The organism is Sphingobium sp. PAMC28499, assembly GCF_004795815.1.
In the GTDB taxonomy this organism is placed as follows: domain Bacteria; phylum Pseudomonadota; class Alphaproteobacteria; order Sphingomonadales; family Sphingomonadaceae; genus Sphingobium; species Sphingobium yanoikuyae.
The window spans coordinates 4,272,299-4,289,991 of record NZ_CP039248.1 but is presented as its reverse complement, the minus strand read 5'-3'; the positions used below and the strand labels follow the sequence as shown (position 1 = coordinate 4,289,991).

Below are 17,693 nucleotides of genomic sequence, written 5' to 3'. Positions count from 1 at the left end.
GGGGCTGCGCCCGATCGGAGCTTCTCCGCATTTTCACGCTCAGTGGAAGCGGATGCCGATGCGGCCGACGAAACCGCTATAGTCGCGGGTGGGGACGTTGGAATCATTGCTGGCATAGCCGGCCTCGCCGAACAGGTTGATCCGCCGGGTCAGTGCCTGTTCGACGCCGCCGGTCAGGCGCAATTGCGTATCCTCCCGCTTGAAGGGATAGGCGTTGGAGAAGGCCGCCTTGTAGTTGCGATGAACCAGATAGAGCCGGCCATAGACTTCCAGCCCCTCGCGCAGCGGCGTGCGGGCGATCAGCATGGTGCCATAGCCATTATAGCTGAAGCGGTTGGCCTGGGCATTGGCGTGCAGGCCCAATAGCGACCCCATGATGCGGGTCTGGCCGCCGCCCGGCCGCCAGAGATGGCGCAGTTCGCCCAGCCACTCGCTCTGGTCATAGCCCTGGAAGCGCTGTTCGCTCTGGTTGCGATAGCCGTAACGCAGGCGCACCGTGCTGGTGTGGGCAGGATTGTGGCGGTGGATGAGCTGCACATCCATGCGCGCGCGATCGAACACCCGGCCATCATCGCCCAGCACATATTCATAGCTGGGCTGGAAGCGCAGCCTGGTCCGCCCCCTGGCTGCCAGTGGCCAGTCGATCTGCGCGCCGACGGTCAGCGGATAGCGATTATAATCGGCTTCCGACGGATAGATGTGGGCGCCCGCGGACGCGCGCAGGATCGCCGGGCCAGCATCATAGGCCAGGCCCACTTCGCCGGTGAACAGCGATTTGATCCGATCCTGATCGGGGCTGTTGTCGACCACGTCGGGTGGCACCACGTCGAGCCCGTAGGAAAGTTCACCCTCGACCGACAGGTCGCCCGGCTTGGCCCAGCCGGCCTGGGGCATGGCGGCGAGGCCCAGCAGGGCGGCGGGAATGACGATCTGTTTCATGAGACCTCCGGCGATGAAGGGGGGGATGGCGGGGGAAGCGGATCGGGCGGCGGGCTTTGCGGCCAAGGGTCGCGCCCGATCTGGATGCGCGTGGACATCGAGGTGATCGGGATGGTGAGCGCGGATTCGAGCGTGTACCAGGCGCGCAGCGCGCGGAAGAAGATATAGGGAGGCAGCGCCAGCAGGGCGCGCGGGCGGTTATTCGCCAGGATCGCGATCGCCGCGGCAACCATGGGTGATCCGACCAGTACGGCGACGATCGCCTGCCAATGGGGCAAGGCGATCGATCTCGACGTGATGAACAGTTCGAGCAGGCCGAAGATGACGAGTGGGATCATCATCGCCCGGCGCGCGGTGTTCATCAGCATATAGGGCAGGACCAGCTTGCCGCGGATGCTGAAGTCCGGGGCGCTGATGAGCGAATGGGCGCGCGCGCTGACATGATAGACCGACCGGAACCAGCGCAGCCGCTGTTCGCGCAGATGGGCGAAGCTGGTCGGCACTTCGGACACATAGCTGACCCGATGATCGACCAGCGTGCGATAGCCCAGTTCGGCGATGCGCAGCGAGATGTCGGTATCCTCGCCATTCATGCCGGAGGCGAACTGGCCGACCCGGCGCAGCGCGTCCGCCCGATAGATGACGAACATGCCGGGAATGCCGACCAGCCCGGCCATGACGCTGAGCGCGGGCGAATAATAGCCATGCTTGACGATCACCTCGACCAGGCGCCCGGCATCGAAGATCGCGCCGCCTGGCGGCAAGGGCACGCCGCCGACCGCGCCAGCATCGGGATCGGCGAAATTCTGCATTGCCAGCGTCAGATTGTCCTCGCCCACCAGCGTGTCGGCGTCGATCCGCACGATGAACGGATGGCGCGCATGCAGCACGCCTTCGTTCAGGGCATGGGCCTTGCCGGGCGTCGCGACATGCACGACCCGCCCCTTGAGCGCGGAGCAGGCGTCGATGACGGCGCGGGCGATGTCCGCCGTGCCATCGACCGAGCCATTGTCCATCACGATCAGTTCGACCTCCGCACCATAATGGGCGGCGGCGCGGTCGATATGCTGGATCGTCTGGCCGATCACATATTGCTCGTTGAAGGCGGGTACGATGACGCTGACCGGGGCGGCGAAGTCGGGGCGCGACAGGCGATAGCGTTCCGCGACGGCAACGATGTACAGCTGGGCAAAGGTCAGCAGCACGAACAGGATGACGCCCGGACCGATGCCGCCGAGCAGGCTGATGTCGCGCATCTCCTCGAACAGCAGGATCGGTTGCTGTGCCGCCCAGATGGCGATGATCGCCGCGATCGTGCCGGCAATGGCGAGGCGGTAGAGGGCGCGCCCCTTGGGCTGGGGGCCGCGCAGCACCGGCACCGGGGCAGGCATGGTGCCGCGCCGGATGATGACGAAGGCGAAGACCGCCATGCCCGCAAGGCCCGCCATGATCTGGATCGCGGCCAGCGAAAAGGGGGTGCCGACATAGGCGAACAGCGCCACGCTGCCCAGGTCGAGGATGGTGCAGAGCGCCATGTAGCGCAGGCACAGGTCGAGGCAGAGCAGGATGCGCGCCCGCACCGATCCCGCCGCATAGAGCGAGAAGGAGATGAAATAGGAATAGATGAAGGTTCGGATCGAGATCGCGCTGAAGCCCAGATAGGGGCCGAACACATAATCATGGGTGCGAAAGAAGCGGTCGAGAAAGCCCAGTTCGAACAGCCATAGCTGGAACAGGGCGATGGTCGTGAAGGTCAGCAGCAGGGCGGGCGCGCGCAACATCGATACCGGGCGGGCCAGCCCGCCGGCGAAACTGTCCGTCGACTGGAAATTGGCCTGGGTCCGGTCATAATCCGGGGGCGGCGGCATCAGGGGGCAGGGGCTGTTGCGCGTAGCGGGGTGGTCGCCGGCGTGGCGGGCGGCGGGACGGGAACCGGGCGATGGACCGTCACCAGCAGGGCCACGGCCGCCCTGGCCGCCGATGCACCACGCGCGAAGGGTTCCACCATGACGCCTTCGCGCCGGTCATCGGGGAAGTGGAGCAGCCATTGCCGTCCGGCGGGGCGGACCCGTGCCAGCGCGCCGGCAATGTCGCCCGTCAGCACCTCGATCGTGGTGCCCGGCCTTTGGGTGCCGAAGGCAAGGGCGCTGGGCCGCATCTGACCCAGCAACTGGGCTGTGGCCTGTCCCTGCGGTGCGGTCAGTGCGCCGGCCTTCAAGGCGACCGGGCGATTGGCGGCAAGCAGGCCCCGCAACTGGACGATCGCCGGCACAAGCCGTTCGCCGCCGCCCCGCAAGATGGTTTCCGGCAGCATTTCCGCGGCGATCAGACGGCGCGCGCCGCACCGCATTTCTTCCCGCTCATGTGCGGTCAGGGTGATTTCCAACAGGTTGCGATCCAGATGATCGGCGGTCGGCAGAGCGATCGAATGGCTGAAGCGCTGATCCTCATCGGTCAGGGTGTGGGTGAAGAGCAGATGATCGTTGAGCGTCACGAACAGCGCGGTGCGGGTTTCGGCAATCGGCCCGAGCAGCAGGCGCAGGTCGAGCGCGGACGGCAGTTCGCCATTGGGCAATTGCCCGACATCATAGCGATAGCGCCAGGTGGTTTCCCGATCGAAGCGGCGTGCGCCGCCATTCTCGATCGCGCTGACCAGGCTGACCGGATAGCGCAGCGCCTGCGTCCGGCCGGGACGGATGGCTGCGCCCTTGTCGATGTCGGTCAGTGCCTGGGCGGCATAGCCGCTTTCGCCGAAATAGATGCCATAGCCTTTCTCGCTCAGCCGTGCGGCGGCGAGCAGGGTGGCGAGATCCGCCACCTTGTCATCCTCGTCCCATTTGACCGGGATCAGGTCGCCCCACAAGGCAAGCCGGTCGCGGGTGGTGGACGGCGCCTTGTCCAGTTTGAGGTGCAGGCCGCTTTCCGGCAGGATCGTGACGACGGCGGCCAGCGCTTCATTGGGCGTGCATTCGGCCATCGGGCCACGCCCGACCAGCGCCAGTTTGACCTCCAGCTGGCCCGAGGCCAGTTCGGCGGGGGTCAGTTCGATCTTGGCACGCCGTTTGAAGCGCCCCTGGTTCAGCACGACGTCGGCGCGCTTGACCCCGTTGATGCTGATCCGCAGCGCACCCTCGGCATCGGGCACGGCGTCGGTCGCGAAGGCGATATTATAGGTGCCGCTGAGCGGCCGGCTGTCGGTCGGCAGGCGGAAGAGCTTGCTGGCATAGGCCGGGAAGCCGGACAGGATCAGGGGATTGTCCGGGTGCGACTGAGCGACGAACACGTCGCGTCCATCGACATCGATGAAGGGGATGGAGCCGCGCTGATAATCCTCGAACAGAGGGTCGCCCATTCGGACGTTGCGGCCCATGATCGTGTCGAACAGGCCGCTCTGGCCGATCGCGATGAGCAGGCCGATGAACAGCAGCGCCTGAAGGCAGATGACCCATAATCTCATCGGCCCGCTCCCGCCACGCCGGGCAGGACGGGGCGGATCGTCTCGATCGGCCCCGCCTGGTCGAGCGCCGCCTGCTGCTCCCGCGTCCAGGCCGTGCGCGCCGGGATGTGGCGCTGGTCGACGCGGTCGGCATAACGGGCGGAAATTTCCAGCGTCTCGGCCAGCAGGCCGTCGGTCAGCAGGATCGGGTCGAGGCCCAGTGCGCGGAAGGTGGCGTTGCTGACGTCGAGATCATTTTCTGCCGCTTCCTTGCGGGGGTTGGGCAGATATTCGATTGCCGCCCCGGTCAGGTCGGATACCAGCCGGGCAAGGTCGCGCACGCGCAGGCTTTCGGCGATCTGGTTGATGATCTTGACCCGGTCGCCGCGCTCCGGCGGATGGGCGACGGCGAGCGCAATGCAGCGCACCGTGTCCTGGATATTGAGGAAGGCGCGGGTCTGGCCGCCGGTGCCATGGACGGTCAGCGGATGGCCAAGCGCCGCCTGCACCAGAAAGCGGTTGAGCACGGTGCCATATTCGCCCTCATAATCGAACCGGTTGACGAGCGCGGGGTGGCGCCGCGTCTCCGCCGTCTGGGTGCCCCAGACGATGCCCTGGTGCAGGTCGGTGATGCGCAGCCGGTCATTCTGGGCATAGAATTGGAACAGCAGCTGATCGATCGACTTGGTCATGTGATAGACGCTGCCCGGCCGGGTCGGATACAGGATTTCCCAGTCATGCGGGGCACCGGCATCGTCGTGGATCTGGACGGTCAGATAACCTTCGGGAATTTCGAAGCCGGCGCCGCCATAGCCATAGACGCCCATGGTGCCGAGATGGACGAGATGCGCGTCGAGGTCGCAGGCGACCAGCGCGGCCAGGACATTGTGGGTGCCGCCGACATTGTTGTTGACGGTATAGCGCTTCTCGGCCGGCCCGCGCATCGAATAGGGGGCGGCGCGCTGTTCGGCGAAATGGACGATCACGTCGGGGCGCTCCTCCGCCAGCAGGGCAAGGAGGCGGGCATAATCCTGGGCGACGTCGAGATAATGGAAGCGGATGGTCCGCCCGCTGACCTGGTGCCAGGCATCCAGCCGCTGGTCGACCATGGCGATCGGCGTCAGGCTGTGGACGCCCAGTTCCGCGTCGATCCGGCGACGCGAAAGATTGTCGATGATGACGACCTCATGGCCCAGTTCGGACAGATGCAACGCTGTCGGCCAGCCGCAAAAGCCGTCGCCGCCGAGCACGAAAATCTTTTTCGCCACACGATCTCCTGTCCCTGGCGTGCCCCGGAGCGGAAATGTGCGGGGCGGCCGGCAATCGAGAAGAAGGGAGGTCGGATGATTCCGCTTCGTCGGCCCAAGAGCTATCGGGGTAAATACCGAGTGCCGGGAAAAACGGCAGCAGATCAATGCAATGCAAGGATATGAGGGGCGCTAGGCCCATTCGTGGAACGGCCTGATCTCGATCTCGCTGGGGCCGGGCATGGGATTGGGGCAGCGTATCGCCCAGGCGACCGCTTCGTCCATATCGGCCACCTCCCACAGCCAGAAGCCGGCGACCAGTTCGCCGACCTGGGGAAAGGGGCCGTCGATGACGCGGCGATCGGCGCCGTCGAAGGCGATACGCTTGCCATGAGAGGAGGGGAGCAGGCCGTCGGCCATGCGCAATATGCCGGCTGCTTCCAGTTCGTCGTTGAAGCGGCCCATCGCCGCCATCATCTCCGGATCGGGCGGGCCGCCTGCCTCGCTGTCCTGCGTTGCCTTCACCAGCACCATCACGCGCATCGATCGCCTCCCTGTCCGGACCGCAGGAGGATAAGCGAAAATGGCCGGTTGCGGTAGGCGCAGCGACATCATTGGTCGGCGCGAGGTGCCGTCTCCCGCAACCAGGAAGAGAATTGACGACTTTCAAGCAGTTGGCGCGCGTTTATGCGGTGAAACGATGCGGCCCTTTTGCTGCCGGGATCATGTGTCTTAACCTTTTGGAAAGGCACGACCTGCGAAATGAAAGCGGGGACTACGGGGCCGTATAAATGTTGAAAAAAATCCGCACCCAGGACGTGAAACTGGGGATGTTCTTGCACAAGCTGGACGGGTCGTGGTTTTCCCACCCCTTCTGGAAGCGCAAGATGCTGCTCGACGATCCCGAGCAACTGGCGGACCTGCATGCCAGCAAGGTCGAGTGGGTGACGATCGACGTGTCGCGCGGTGCGGATGTGGCCCCGGCCCAGCCGGTGCCATCCCGCGTGGTGCAGATGGCCGAGCCGCGCGAACGGGTGTTCGGTCGCGCCGGGCCGACGATCGTGCGCCGCGCCGCGCCCCAGCCGGTCGACCGTCCCTTCGATCCGCTGTCCAAGGACAAGCTGCCGATCCGCGCCGAGATGGTCCATGCCCAGCGGCTGGCGCGCAAGTCGGGTCGCACCATGCGCAAACTCTATGAGGATGTGCGGCTGGGCAAGGCGGTGAAGGCGGCCAAGCTGGAAACCATGGTCGACGAGATTTCCAGCTCCGTGCAGCGCAACCCGCACGCCTTCATGGCGATCACGCGGATGAAGAATAGCGGCGAATATCTGTATCAGCATGCGCTGTCGGTCTGCGCGCTGATGATCGGCCTTGCCCAGCAGATGCACCTGTCGCCCGAGGATATCCGCAAGGCTGGCCTGGCCGGCCTGCTGATGGACATGGGCATGGCCCATGTGCCGCAGGAAGTGTGGGACAAGGACGCACCGCTGACGCCGGAGGAGTGGGACGTGGTCAAGAGCCACACCACGCTGGCGCATGAATTCCTGACCCTGGGTGGCGAAATGCCGGCGGAAGTGCTGGACGTGTGCCTCAACCATCATGAGCGGCTGGACGGCAGCGGCTATCCCAATGGCCTGGCCGGCGAGCAGATCGGCATGTTCGCGCGCATGGCCGCGATCTGCGACAGCTATGACGCCATGACGTCCAATCGTTTGCACCGCAGTGGCGAAGACCCGTCGCGCGCCTTGCTGAAGATCGATGAGGATGGCGGCGCGCTGTTCGACGCGGAAATCTTCCAGGCGTTCCAGCGCGCGGTCGGCATCTATCCGATCGGATCGCTGGTGCGGCTGCGATCGCACCGGCTGGCGATCGTGGTCGAGCAGAATCCGGACGATCTGACCCTGCCCAAGGTCCGTCCCTTCTATTCGCTCTCCGACCGGGCGTTCGAGAAGAGCGAGGATATCGATCTTGGCAATTGCTTCGGCGCGGACCAGATCATCACCCGCGAGACGCCCGAAGGATGGGACATGAGCGAATGGCCGGCGATGAGTGCCAAGCTGCTGGCAGTCGCAAGCTGAAACAGGGCGGGCGGCTCGGTCAGATCCGCGTCGCCTGTAACTCTTCCGTCCATTGGACCAGGCGCTCCTTCAACCGGCGGTCGCGGCCGGCGCCGAGATCATCCGCTTTCAGTCGTTCGAGAATCTCGAAGTCGAAGGCGTCTTCGCCATGGGTATTCCAGGCGTCCTGCAGGCCAGGGTGCTGATCATGGCCCAGTCGCAGGGTGAACCAGAGCCGGTTGCGGATCGTGCCGAGATTGAGCGCGCTGCCGACCCAGCGCTGGCCCGAGGGCAGGCAGGATAGGGCATAGATGCCGCTTTCGACTTTCTGCTCCCTGTAGGCGGCGATCGCGGCCCGCTTTTCCTCTTCGGTCATGAGGCGCCTTTAATATTACCCGGATATATTGGCAAATGATATTTATCCGGGTCAAATGGGCCGGCTTGATTTTGCGGTCATGGGAATAATGGTCTGCCCCCGTTTTCCCTGGCGGATCGGGAGTTTTGCCTAAGGAAAAACCCGTATGGCGCATTATTGGAACAGCCTGTCGGAGGCTTAACCAAATCCCGCAACCGGGTGAAGACATTGTCTAACTAGGCTAGCTAAGGGCCCGCCTCCTTTTGGGTCTGACAGGGTAGGCAATTCATGAAGAAGATGGGGGGCGGCGTTGCCGCCGCTGTGGTTGCGCTGGCCGCGACGGGTGTTCTTGCGGCCGTTACACTATCGGGGGGCGAGGCGGATGCGCCGGACGCACGGGTGATCACCATCCCGTCATCGGCCAGTTCTGCGTCAGCCGCCAGCACTGGCGCCAGCACGACGGTGCCGACGACGACGGCGGCGCAGGCCTATGCTGCGGCGGCAGCGGCCGCCGTGCCGGCGGCTACGGCGACCGGCACGTCCAAGGTTCTGCCGGGGATCAATATTTCCGGCGGCGAATTTGGCGGCGCCGGCGGCAAGCTGGGCACCAACTATATCTATCCCAGCACGGCGGAAATGCGCAGCTATGCGGCGCAGGGCTTCAAGCTGCTGCGCGTGCCGTTCCGCTGGGAACGGTTGCAGCCCAATCTCTACGGCCCCTTGTCGGAGGTCGATCGCAAGGCGCTGAAGTCGGTGGTGACCCAGGCCAATGCGCTCGGCCTGACGGTGATCCTGGACATGCATAATTATGGTGCGCGCCAGGTGAACGGCTCTGCGGCCCTGGTCGGCAGCGGCACGCTGGCGACGACGGCGCTGACCAATGCCTGGGTCAAGATCATGGAGGATTATCGGTCCAACCCCAAGGTCTGGATCGGCCTGATGAACGAGCCCAATCGCCAGACGGCGGCGCAATGGTGGGCCATTGCCGGGCAGGTGACCAAGGATATCCGCGCCCAGAAGATCAGCAACAAGCTGCTGATCCCCGGCACGGCCTGGACCGGGGCGCATAATTGGGTGAGTTCGGGCAATGCCGCGCAGGCGGTGAAGTTCGTCGATCCCGGCAAGAATTACGCCTTTGAAGTGCATCAATATCTGGATGCCTGGTCGACCGGCACCACCGACAAGTGCGAGGTCAAGGCAGGCCAGCGCGTGAATGCCGCGCTGACCTGGGCCGAGAAATACAAGGTGAAGCTGTTCTTCGGCGAGATCGCCGCGTCGGGCCAGCCGCAATGCGCGAAGGAATATCCCGACATGCTGCGCCGTCTGAAGACGTCTTCGGCTGTGCTGGGCTGGACCGCCTGGGGCGGCGGCGCCTGGTGGGCCTATGACTATATGTTCCGTCTCCAGTCGCGCACGACCACGCCGACGGCACATATGAAGCTGCTGCTCGCCAACATGCCCTGAGGCTGGGGTTACTCCAGCGCCAGCAGGGCGAAGCTGGCCAGCCAATGTTCCCCCATATAGTCACCGGCTATGTGGGGGAGCGCGGCGTCGAGATGGGCGATGGCCGCCTGCTCGGCAATCGGTGCGATCGGCGCGTCGGCGCCCAGCGCGGCGGCGATGCCGCGCCAGCACCAGGCACGGCTGAGGTTCAGGCCGTCGAGATGGGCGATCTTGCCGTCGCTGCGGTCCGATACGGTGGCCGGGGTGAACAGGGTGGCCGGCTGGCCGGTCAGAAGATCGGGCAGGAAGGCGCCGAACCAGTCGGCAAATTCATCGCGCGCGAGCAGCCGGCTCATCAGCAGCGCTTCGGTGAGCGCCGAGGAGAGAAACTCGTCGCCGCCCGGTTCCCAGGCCTGGCAGGCGCGGTCCTGGCCGAACCAGGCCAGGGCGCGCTCGCGGATCAGGGCCTGGAGCGCGGGATCGCGGTCCTTGGCCCAGCCATGGGCGTGGATCAGCGCGAAGCTGCTGTTGAAATGGGTGCCGACGCGCAGCGGATAGGTCATTTTCGGCAGGAAGGCATGGAAGCGCGCGGCGAAGTCCAGCGCCAGCGGCTCGATCGCGGCGGCCCAGGGACCGTCCTGCCGGGCGAGTTCGGCATGGAGCGCGAGCAGCCAGGCCCAGCCATAGGGCCGTTCGAACCCGCCGGCGGTCGGGCGGGTGAGGAAGGCGCGTTCGCCCGCGACCTTGTCCGGCACAAGCATCGCGTCGGCGCGGGCGCGGATGGCATCGGCCTGGGCCATGGCGGGATAGAGGCGGCGCAGGCGCATCACCTGCCACCAGCCATGGACGCAGCTATGCCAGTCATAGCTGCCATGGAAGATCGGATGATGGTCGGCCGGGATGCGCGCATCCTCCGGTCCCTGATAGGTCAGGTCCATCTTGTAGGGATATTGCCGCCCCAGATGAGAGAGGGTCAGCGCAGCGAAGCGATCGGCAATATCTTGGGTCAGTCGGGTCATCGGAAAGCCAGCCAATAGATCAGGAGGATGTTGACGCAGAGCAGGGGGAGGGCGGTGCCGACCTGGCGGCGGATCACGCCATATTCATCCTTGAGCTGCAGCAGCGCGGCGGGGAGGAGGTTGAAATTGGCGGCCATCGGGGTCAGCAGTGTGCCGCAGAAGCCCGCCAGCATGCCGATTGCGCAGATGATCGCCGGATCGCCATGATAGTGGTGGATCAGTAGCGGAATGCCGATCGCGGCGGTCATCACCGGGAAGGCGGCAAAGGCATTGCCCATGACGATGGTGAAGAGCGCCATGCCCAGGCCATAGGCGATCACCGCGCCGAGCAGGCTGCCATCGGGAATGGCGAGGCGGACGATGCCGCCGACGACATCGCCAACGCCGGCCAGCGCGAACACCGCGCCGAGGCTGGCGAGCATTTGCGGCAGGATGCCGACCCAGCCGACCGAGTCCATCAATTGCCGCCCCTGTTGCAGGGCGACGATCGGCCGGGCGCGCAGCCAGGTGCAGCCGATGGCGAGCGCGATCAGGACGCCCAGCGCCAGCGAGATGAGGGTGGTCTGTTTGGGATCGATCCAGGCGGGGAACGCCTTGAACAGGAAGGTGCCGGCGAGCGCGGTGACGGGGATGACCAGGGCGATGGCGAACAGGCCATTGCCATGGCGGTCGGCCCGCGCCTGCCGCTCCGCCAGCGGCACGCCGCCGCTGCCGCGCCCCAGCCCCTTGAAGCCGGCAATCGCGACGAGGCCGAGGACGAGGACGCCATTGCCGATGTCGCCGATCCGGTCGCCCGCCCACATGCTGAGCGCCAGCAGGGCCCAGAAGGCGGCGGTGGTGAAGCGGCGCGGATTGCTGCGGTCGGCGGCGCCGAGCAGGGCATAGCCGGCGAACACCGCGCCCATCAGCGCATAGACCCAGTGGAGGGTGATCATGCCATGTGCTCCGCTTCCTTGGCACCCTGCGCGTTCAGCCGGCGGTCGAGCCGCCACAGGCGAAAACCGTGGATCAGCAGCGCGGCGATCGCAGTCGGGATCGCCCAGACCGAGAGCTGGAGCGGTTCAAGGAGGATGCCATATTGCTCCAGCAGTCCCTTGATCAGCAGGATCGACCCGATGGCGAGGAAGATATCCTCGCCAAAGAAGACACCGACATTGTCGGTTGCGGCGGCCCAGGCCTTGATCTCGTCGCGCTGCTCCTCATCGAGCGCGCCGGCCTGTTTCTCGGCCGCGGCTTCGGCGATCGGGGCGACCAGCGGGCGCACGGTCTGGGCATGGCCGGCAACCGAGATCAGGCCCATGGCGGCGGAAATCTGGCGCGCGACCAGATAGAATAGGAGGAAGCGGCCGGTGGTGGCGCCGCGCATCCGGTCGATGAGCCCGCGTGCCCGTTCCTGAAGCCCATGCGCTTCGAGCAGGCCGATCACCGGCAGCACCACCCAGACGACCGAGACATAGCGCGAGTCGTTGAACGCCTTGCCGAAGGCGGCGAGGATGGTGAGCGGATCGAGCCCGGCGGCAAGGCCGGTGGCGATGGCCGAGGCGAGGATCACCAGCAGCGGATTGAAGCGCAGCACGAAGCCCGCGACGATCAGGGCGATGCCCAGCAACACCCACATCAGTCGTTCGCGTCCCGCAGTCGTCCGTCCGTCATCGCCATGGGGTAGCGGCAATGCAGGCCGCTGGCCATAGGCGGTTGAAATCCGGTGCGATGGTCGCACCGGTCGCACCGGACCGTCGGTTCGCATCTTTTCCGAAAATCCTGATGGCCAATGACATCGGCCTGACATAGTTGGAGGAGACAGGGGCGTATCAGACGTGGACGGCCAGACCCAAAAATGGGGCGGACGTGGAATTATTCGGAGAGAGCCTTTGACCATCATGGCGATCGATTTCGAGGCGTCGTGCCTGCCCCGGCACGGACGGTCCTTCCCGATCGAAGTGGGCATAGCGGGCGGCGGCATTGCCCGCAGCTGGATCATTCGACCGCATGCAGCCTGGGCCGGCTGGGACTGGACCGCCGAAGCTGAGGCGCTGCACGGCCTGTCGCGCGCCCGGATCGAGGCGGAGGGCGAGCCGGCGGACGTGGTGCTGGCGCAACTGGCGGCGGCGGTGGCCGGCTGCCGCGTGGTCGCCGACAGCGTGATCGACCAATATTGGCTGCAGACGCTGGCCGATACGCAGGCCGTGGTGGCGCCGTTCGCGATCGATCATGTCTCATTGTTGCTGGATGAATGGGGCGCGGACGAGCCGCGGATCGCGGCGGCCATGGCCCATGCCGATGCGCTGCATAGCGCGCGGCACCGCGCCGTGGCCGATGCGCTGTGGCTTTCCGGGCTGATCGAGGCCCTGTCGGGGGCGGCGCGGCCGCTTCAGGCCAGCCCGGTGATCGCAAGGGTCGCTTGACGGCATGCTGCGACACAGCAATAATTTGTAACGTTCGGCATATTGGGGAGACATTCTCCTTGCCTAAACCCGTCGGAAGGATCCCGCTTATTGCTGGATATTGTCTGTTTCGAAGGGAAGCCACCCATGTTGCCGATCCTTGCCAGTGTCGCGGCGCTCGCCGCTTCCTCCACCCCGATCCACAGCGCTGAACTGACCCACGGCGCCCAGGCCTATACGGCCAGCTATCACACCGCATCGTCGGTGCGCTTCACCCAGGTCGAGCCGCGCTTCGGCAATCGCAACGCCATCCCGGTCTGCCGCTGGCAGGCCGATGTGCGCGTTGACCGCGCCGTCGCGGCCCAGGGCCAGTCGGTGCCGGCCTTCGGCAAGGCGGTCCATCGCTTCGCCCCGCTGTCGGGCAGCTATGCCGGCACCTGCGCCGCCGCCCGCAGCCAGGTGGACGCCGAGGTCGCCCGCTATGCCAGCGCCCGCAATGCCGAGGCCGTGTCGGTCGCGCAGCAGGACCGTGCCGTGCTGGTGAATGAACTGGACAGCGTACGCGCGCTGACCGTGAAGGGCTGATGAGTCCACCGCTGATACTGGTCGCCGAGACGCAGCAGGATTTGCGGCACAAGGTGCGCGAATTCCTGGAGCAGAGCGGGTTTCGCGCTCTGCCTGCGGCCTCGTCGAGCGATATATTCAGTGCCATGGACCGGATGCCGGTCGGCGCGGTCGTGCTGGATGCAGGACTGCGCGGGCCGGACGGCATGGACCTGTGCCGCGACGTGCGTGAGCGTAGCGACGTGCCGATCATTCTGGTCGGCGCCGACAGCAGCGAGGTGGACCGGGTGGTCGGCCTGGAGCTGGGCGCCGACGATTACATGGCCAAACCCTATTCGACCCGCGAACTGGCGGCGCGTCTGCGCGCCGTGCTGCGGCGCGGGCGGAGCGAACGGGCGCTGGGCCTGCGGCGCCAGACTCAGGCGCGCTTCGACGACTGGGTGGTCGATTTCGCCCGGCGCGAAGTGACCGACCCGGCCGGCGCGCTGGTCGAACTGACGGCAGCGGAATTTTCGCTGCTCGCCGTGTTGCTGGATCATGCCCAGGCGGTGATTGCCCGTGCGCGGCTGATGGAACTGGCGGGCGTGCGCGACGCGCCCTCGTCCGACCGCAGTGTCGACGTGCTGATCAGCCGGTTGCGGCGCAAGCTGTCCCATGAGGGGCGGCCCGCCGCGATCGTGACTGTTCGTGGCGTCGGATACATGTTCAGCGCGGTCGTCGACCGGCGCTGACCCCCTCGAAAAGGCGCGCTGATGGCGGTTTTCCGCCATTTGGCGCGCCTGTCGGGCGCTTTGCATCCCAGACATGATTTTTAACAATTCCGCTGCGCCGCAGCAAAATCTGCTGCGTATTTTGCAAGCTAGGCCGGTCCGCCCCCTGACCGGCAACGCAATAGCAATAAGAGGATGAAAGCCATGAACGAGCTTATCGGTCGTGTATTCAGTTTCGAGACCAAGGTCTTCCCGAACGAAAGCACGCTCTACAATCAGTTGGCCAGCCATGGTCAGAGCCCCAAGGCGCTGATGATCTCCTGCGCCGACTCGCGCATCGTTCCCGAGCACATCATGCAGGCCCAGCCGGGCGACCTGTTCGTCTGCCGCAACGCCGGCAACATCGTGCCGCCGCATGACAGCCAGCTGGGCGGCGTGACCGCCACGGTGGAATATGCCGTGATGGTGCTGGGCGTGCGCGACATCATCGTGTGCGGTCACAGCGACTGCGGCGCGATGAAGGCGCTGGCCACCGACGCCGATCTGACCGGCATGCCCAATGTCGCCGCCTGGCTGCGCCACAGCCATGCCGCGCAGAAGCTGTGCCGCGAATCCTATCCTGCCGACCTGGATGCCGCCGAAAAGCTGCGCAACATGGCGCTGGAAAATGTCGTCGTACAGCTGTCGCACCTGCGCACCCATCCGTCGGTCGCGTCGGGCATCGCCCGCGGCGAGATCGCCCTGCATGGCTGGTATGTCGACATCCATGCCGGTCAGGTCCTGGGCCTGGACGGCGAAACCGGTCGTTTCTCGGTGCTGCGCGAAGGGCAGAAGCTGCCCGTGGCGCTGCCGCATGGGCGTCGCCTGGCCGGCGAATCGCTCATCGCACAAGCTGCGGAGTAAATCATGTTGAAGGCCTTTTCCGGCGGCACGTTCAGCCGCGACTTCACGGCGTCGATCGTCGTGTTCCTGGTGGCCATGCCGCTGTGCATGGGCATCGCCATTGCCTCCGGCGTGCCGCCGGAAAAAGGCCTGATCACCGGCATCATCGGCGGCCTGGTCGTCGGCCTGCTGGCGGGTTCGCCGCTGCAGGTCAGCGGTCCGGCGGCCGGTCTTGCGGTCATCGTCTTCGAAATCGTGCGGGAACAGGGGCTGTCGGCCCTTGGCCCCATCCTGATCCTGGCAGGCGCGATCCAGATCGTCGCCGGCCTGCTGAAGGTCGGCGGCTGGTTCCGCGCCATTTCGCCGGCGGTCGTGCATGGCATGCTGGCGGGCATCGGCGTGCTGATCGTCGTCGGCCAGTTCCATGTGCTGTTCGATGACAAGCCGCTGTCGAGCGGCCTGCACAATCTGATCGCGATGCCGGGCCAGATATTGGGCCTGACCAATCAGGACGCAGCCACCGCTTTCGCTGTCGGCCTGGTCACCATCGGCGCGATGCTGGGCTGGGAGAAGTTCCGTCCTGCATCGATGAAGCTGGTGCCGGGGGCGCTGGTCGGCGTTGTCGCCGCGACGCTGGTCGCCTTCGCGCTCGGCCTGCCGGTCGCCCGTGTTGTGGTGCCGGAATCGATCCTGTCTGCGATCAGCCTGCCCGAACAGGGCCTGCTGGCGCAGCTGATGAGCCCGACCATCATCACCACCGCCATTGCCATCGCCTTCATCGCCAGTGCCGAGACTTTGCTGTCGGCCGCGGCGGTCGACCGCATGCATGATGGCGTGCGCACCAATTACAACCGCGAACTGAGCGCGCAGGGCGTGGGCAACCTGCTCTGCGGCGTGGCTGGCGCGCTGCCGATGACTGGCGTCATCGTCCGTTCGTCCGCCAACGTCCAGGCCGGCGCCAAGACCCGCCTGTCGGCGATCCTGCACGGCGCCTGGATCCTGGGCTTCGTCGCCCTGCTGCCCTGGCTGCTGCGCGAAGTGCCGATGGCGGCGCTGGCCGGCATTCTGGTCGTGACCGGCTTCCGCCTGGTCAGCCTGTCGCACGTCAAGCATCTGTTCCACCTCTATGGTCCGCTGCCGGCGATCGTGTGGGCCGCGACGCTGATCTGCGTTGTCGCGACCGACCTGCTGACCGGCGTGCTGGTGGGCATCGGCCTGTCGCTGATCGAACTGATCCCCCATGCCAGCCGCCTGCGTCTGGGCGTCGAGGAAGCCAGCCGCGGCGATGCGCATGAAGTGGCGCTGCACGGCACGGCGAGCTTCCTGAGCCTGCCCAAGCTGTCGGCCAAGCTGGAATCGGTGCCGGCGGGACAACTGGTCATCCTCAATGTCGAGCGCCTGACCCATATCGACCATACCTGCGCCGAAATGGTGCGCGAATGGGCCGATCGCCGCACCGGCGCGGGCGCCAAGGTGGAGCTGTTCGGCGCGACCGGACGGATGCGCCAGCTCGTCGCCTGACACGAGCCTGCATGATAGAAAAGCCGCCGCATCCCCGGATGCGGCGGCTTTTTCATGTTCAGACGCAATTTGGACATCGAATAGAAACAATATGAACGGTCTTTGGAAAAGAACCGTGATCGCTATATCACAGCGCCCCTCTTCCCTTGTGCAGATGCGAAGATAGAGGTTTGCGCCGAGGGCTGGCGAGAATAGTCGAGTAGTCATCCGCCGGTACGGAAGACGATATTCCAACAGATCTTCGGGCCGCGGATGCAGGACGGAACATTCTTTCGTAAAAGGGGAATGTTCATGAAGTATCAAATCGCTTGTGCCGCTCTGGCTCTGATGTCGAGTGCGCCGGCCTTCGCCCAGGAAGAACCCGCAGGCCCGGTCACCGTGACCGGCAGCGTCGGCCTGGTTTCCGATTATCGCTTCCGTGGTGTTTCGCAGTCCGATCGCGGCATGGCGATCCAGGGTGGCCTGACCGCAACCCATGAAAGCGGCGTCTATGTCGGCACCTGGGGTTCCAACCTGTCGGGCTGGGGCACCTTCGGCGGCGCCAACATGGAACTGGACCTGTTCGCAGGCTATGCCATTCCTCTGGGTGACAGCGGCGCGACGCTGGACCTCGGCCTGACCTGGTACATGTACCCGTCGGGCGCCGACAAGACCGACTTCGCCGAGCCCTATGTGAAGCTGTCGAGCCAGGTCGGCCCGGTCAAGGGTCTGCTCGGCGTGGCCTATGCCCCCAAGCAGGAAGCGCTGGGCAAGTGGTGCAGCGACGCGGCTTGCACCGTCTATGATCCGGGTGACAAGGAAGATAATTTCTACATCTGGGGCGATGTCAGCGGTGCGATCCCGAACACCCCGGTTAGCCTGAAGGCGCATCTGGGCTGGTCGAACGGCAATAGCGGCCTGGGCCCGAACGGCACGTCGGTCGCGCCGACCGGCAAATATCTCGACTGGCTGGTCGGAGCCGACCTGGCCGTGCCGGGCACGCCGCTCACGCTGAGCATCGCCTATGTCGACACCGACATTGCCCGCGTCGAGGAAAATTATCTGCGTCCCAACTTCCAGGTCGCGGACGGCGACAATTTCGGCAAGTCGATCGCACGCAGCACGGTCGTCTTCTCGATCTCGGCCGCTTTCTGATC

At 65.5% G+C, this 17,693-nt stretch carries 17 protein-coding genes; 8 read left to right on the top strand and 9 right to left on the bottom strand.

Annotated features, from left to right (window positions below; translation table 11 throughout):
• Positions 1-39 precede the first annotated feature (39 nt).
• From E5554_RS20360 to E5554_RS20340, 5 genes are all read right to left on the bottom strand, one after another.
• Positions 40-939, bottom strand: coding sequence for a hypothetical protein (locus tag E5554_RS20360; RefSeq protein WP_063142013.1), 900 nt, complete (start codon positions 937-939; stop codon positions 40-42).
• Complete coding sequence (locus tag E5554_RS20355; protein ID WP_136187896.1) at positions 936-2,807, bottom strand: glycosyltransferase; 1,872 nt, start codon at positions 2,805-2,807, stop codon at positions 936-938. The genes E5554_RS20360 and E5554_RS20355 overlap by 4 nt, the downstream gene beginning before the upstream one ends.
• On the bottom strand, positions 2,807-4,396 hold the full coding sequence (locus tag E5554_RS20350) for a cellulose biosynthesis cyclic di-GMP-binding regulatory protein BcsB (RefSeq protein WP_136187895.1): 1,590 nt from the start codon (positions 4,394-4,396) through the stop codon (positions 2,807-2,809). The genes E5554_RS20355 and E5554_RS20350 overlap by 1 nt, the downstream gene beginning before the upstream one ends.
• Positions 4,393-5,643, bottom strand: a complete 1,251-nt coding sequence (locus E5554_RS20345) for an NAD-dependent epimerase/dehydratase family protein (protein ID WP_136187894.1) — start codon at positions 5,641-5,643, stop codon at positions 4,393-4,395. The genes E5554_RS20350 and E5554_RS20345 overlap by 4 nt, the downstream gene beginning before the upstream one ends.
• A gap of 171 nt (positions 5,644-5,814) precedes the next feature.
• Positions 5,815-6,165, bottom strand: a complete 351-nt coding sequence (locus E5554_RS20340) for a YciI family protein (RefSeq protein WP_136187893.1) — start codon at positions 6,163-6,165, stop codon at positions 5,815-5,817.
• Positions 6,166-6,413: 248 nt separating this feature from the next.
• Between E5554_RS20340 and E5554_RS20335 the strand changes: the two genes are divergently transcribed.
• Positions 6,414-7,700, top strand: coding sequence for an HD-GYP domain-containing protein (locus tag E5554_RS20335; RefSeq protein ID WP_136187892.1), 1,287 nt, complete (start codon positions 6,414-6,416; stop codon positions 7,698-7,700).
• A 19-nt stretch (positions 7,701-7,719) separates the two neighbouring features.
• On the opposite strand, the gene E5554_RS20330 is transcribed toward E5554_RS20335, so the two are convergent.
• Positions 7,720-8,055 (bottom strand): GIY-YIG nuclease family protein, encoded by a 336-nt coding sequence (locus tag E5554_RS20330; RefSeq protein ID WP_136187891.1) that lies wholly within the window; start codon positions 8,053-8,055, stop codon positions 7,720-7,722.
• A 267-nt stretch (positions 8,056-8,322) separates the two neighbouring features.
• Between E5554_RS20330 and E5554_RS20325 the strand changes: the two genes are divergently transcribed.
• On the top strand, positions 8,323-9,498 hold the full coding sequence (locus tag E5554_RS20325; RefSeq protein WP_136187890.1) for a cellulase family glycosylhydrolase: 1,176 nt from the start codon (positions 8,323-8,325) through the stop codon (positions 9,496-9,498).
• Between the two features lie 8 nt (positions 9,499-9,506).
• Here E5554_RS20325 and E5554_RS20320 read toward each other — a convergent pair whose 3' ends face one another.
• From E5554_RS20320 to E5554_RS20310, 3 genes are read right to left on the bottom strand one after another with little or no spacing between them, the layout of a single operon-like run.
• Positions 9,507-10,496, bottom strand: a complete 990-nt coding sequence (locus E5554_RS20320) for a DUF2891 domain-containing protein (RefSeq protein WP_136187889.1) — start codon at positions 10,494-10,496, stop codon at positions 9,507-9,509.
• Entirely contained in the window at positions 10,493-11,431 is a 939-nt protein-coding gene (locus E5554_RS20315) for a DUF979 domain-containing protein (protein WP_136187888.1), read from the bottom strand. Before E5554_RS20315 ends, E5554_RS20320 begins: the two co-directional genes overlap by 4 nt.
• Positions 11,428-12,114 carry a DUF969 domain-containing protein gene (locus E5554_RS20310; RefSeq protein ID WP_136188425.1) on the bottom strand — a complete coding sequence of 229 codons (687 nt, stop codon included), beginning with the start codon at positions 12,112-12,114 and terminating at the stop codon, positions 11,428-11,430. The genes E5554_RS20315 and E5554_RS20310 overlap by 4 nt, the downstream gene beginning before the upstream one ends.
• A gap of 262 nt (positions 12,115-12,376) precedes the next feature.
• On the opposite strand from E5554_RS20310, the gene E5554_RS20305 reads away from it, so the two are divergent.
• The 6 genes from E5554_RS20305 to E5554_RS20280 all read left to right on the top strand — a co-directional run bounded on the left by E5554_RS20305 (position 12,377) and on the right by E5554_RS20280 (position 17,691).
• Complete coding sequence (locus E5554_RS20305; protein WP_247594317.1) at positions 12,377-12,901, top strand: hypothetical protein; 525 nt, start codon at positions 12,377-12,379, stop codon at positions 12,899-12,901.
• Positions 12,902-13,027: 126 nt separating this feature from the next.
• Positions 13,028-13,465, top strand: a complete 438-nt coding sequence (locus E5554_RS20300) for a hypothetical protein (protein ID WP_004211071.1) — start codon at positions 13,028-13,030, stop codon at positions 13,463-13,465.
• Positions 13,465-14,175 (top strand): response regulator transcription factor, encoded by a 711-nt coding sequence (locus E5554_RS20295; RefSeq protein WP_004211073.1) that lies wholly within the window; start codon positions 13,465-13,467, stop codon positions 14,173-14,175. The genes E5554_RS20300 and E5554_RS20295 overlap by 1 nt, the downstream gene beginning before the upstream one ends.
• Positions 14,176-14,358: 183 nt before the next feature.
• The gene (locus tag E5554_RS20290) at positions 14,359-15,057 is read left to right on the top strand and encodes a carbonic anhydrase (protein ID WP_004211075.1); all 699 of its coding nucleotides are present in this window, start codon (positions 14,359-14,361) and stop codon (positions 15,055-15,057) included.
• A gap of 3 nt (positions 15,058-15,060) precedes the next feature.
• Entirely contained in the window at positions 15,061-16,557 is a 1,497-nt protein-coding gene (locus E5554_RS20285) for a SulP family inorganic anion transporter (protein ID WP_004211076.1), read from the top strand.
• A 285-nt stretch (positions 16,558-16,842) separates the two neighbouring features.
• Positions 16,843-17,691: a TorF family putative porin gene (locus tag E5554_RS20280; RefSeq protein ID WP_017500223.1), complete on the top strand. Its 849-nt coding sequence runs from the start codon at positions 16,843-16,845 to the stop codon at positions 17,689-17,691.
• Positions 17,692-17,693 lie beyond the last annotated feature (2 nt).

Coding starts and splice junctions, on each gene's coding strand:
- E5554_RS20350 (WP_136187895.1), bottom strand. CDS start 4,396: ATGAGATTATGGGTCATCTGCCTTCAGGCGCTGCTGTTCATCGGCCTG.
- E5554_RS20300 (WP_004211071.1), top strand. CDS start 13,028: ATGTTGCCGATCCTTGCCAGTGTCGCGGCGCTCGCCGCTTCCTCCACC.
- E5554_RS20290 (WP_004211075.1), top strand. CDS start 14,359: ATGAACGAGCTTATCGGTCGTGTATTCAGTTTCGAGACCAAGGTCTTC.
- E5554_RS20325 (WP_136187890.1), top strand. CDS start 8,323: ATGAAGAAGATGGGGGGCGGCGTTGCCGCCGCTGTGGTTGCGCTGGCC.
- E5554_RS20280 (WP_017500223.1), top strand. CDS start 16,843: ATGTTCATGAAGTATCAAATCGCTTGTGCCGCTCTGGCTCTGATGTCG.
- E5554_RS20285 (WP_004211076.1), top strand. CDS start 15,061: ATGTTGAAGGCCTTTTCCGGCGGCACGTTCAGCCGCGACTTCACGGCG.
- E5554_RS20330 (WP_136187891.1), bottom strand. CDS start 8,055: ATGACCGAAGAGGAAAAGCGGGCCGCGATCGCCGCCTACAGGGAGCAG.
- E5554_RS20360 (WP_063142013.1), bottom strand. CDS start 939: ATGAAACAGATCGTCATTCCCGCCGCCCTGCTGGGCCTCGCCGCCATG.
- E5554_RS20310 (WP_136188425.1), bottom strand. CDS start 12,114: ATGTGGGTGTTGCTGGGCATCGCCCTGATCGTCGCGGGCTTCGTGCTG.
- E5554_RS20320 (WP_136187889.1), bottom strand. CDS start 10,496: ATGACCCGACTGACCCAAGATATTGCCGATCGCTTCGCTGCGCTGACC.
- E5554_RS20340 (WP_136187893.1), bottom strand. CDS start 6,165: ATGCGCGTGATGGTGCTGGTGAAGGCAACGCAGGACAGCGAGGCAGGC.
- E5554_RS20295 (WP_004211073.1), top strand. CDS start 13,465: ATGAGTCCACCGCTGATACTGGTCGCCGAGACGCAGCAGGATTTGCGG.
- E5554_RS20315 (WP_136187888.1), bottom strand. CDS start 11,431: ATGATCACCCTCCACTGGGTCTATGCGCTGATGGGCGCGGTGTTCGCC.
- E5554_RS20335 (WP_136187892.1), top strand. CDS start 6,414: ATGTTGAAAAAAATCCGCACCCAGGACGTGAAACTGGGGATGTTCTTG.
- E5554_RS20355 (WP_136187896.1), bottom strand. CDS start 2,807: ATGCCGCCGCCCCCGGATTATGACCGGACCCAGGCCAATTTCCAGTCG.
- E5554_RS20305 (WP_247594317.1), top strand. CDS start 12,377: ATGGCGATCGATTTCGAGGCGTCGTGCCTGCCCCGGCACGGACGGTCC.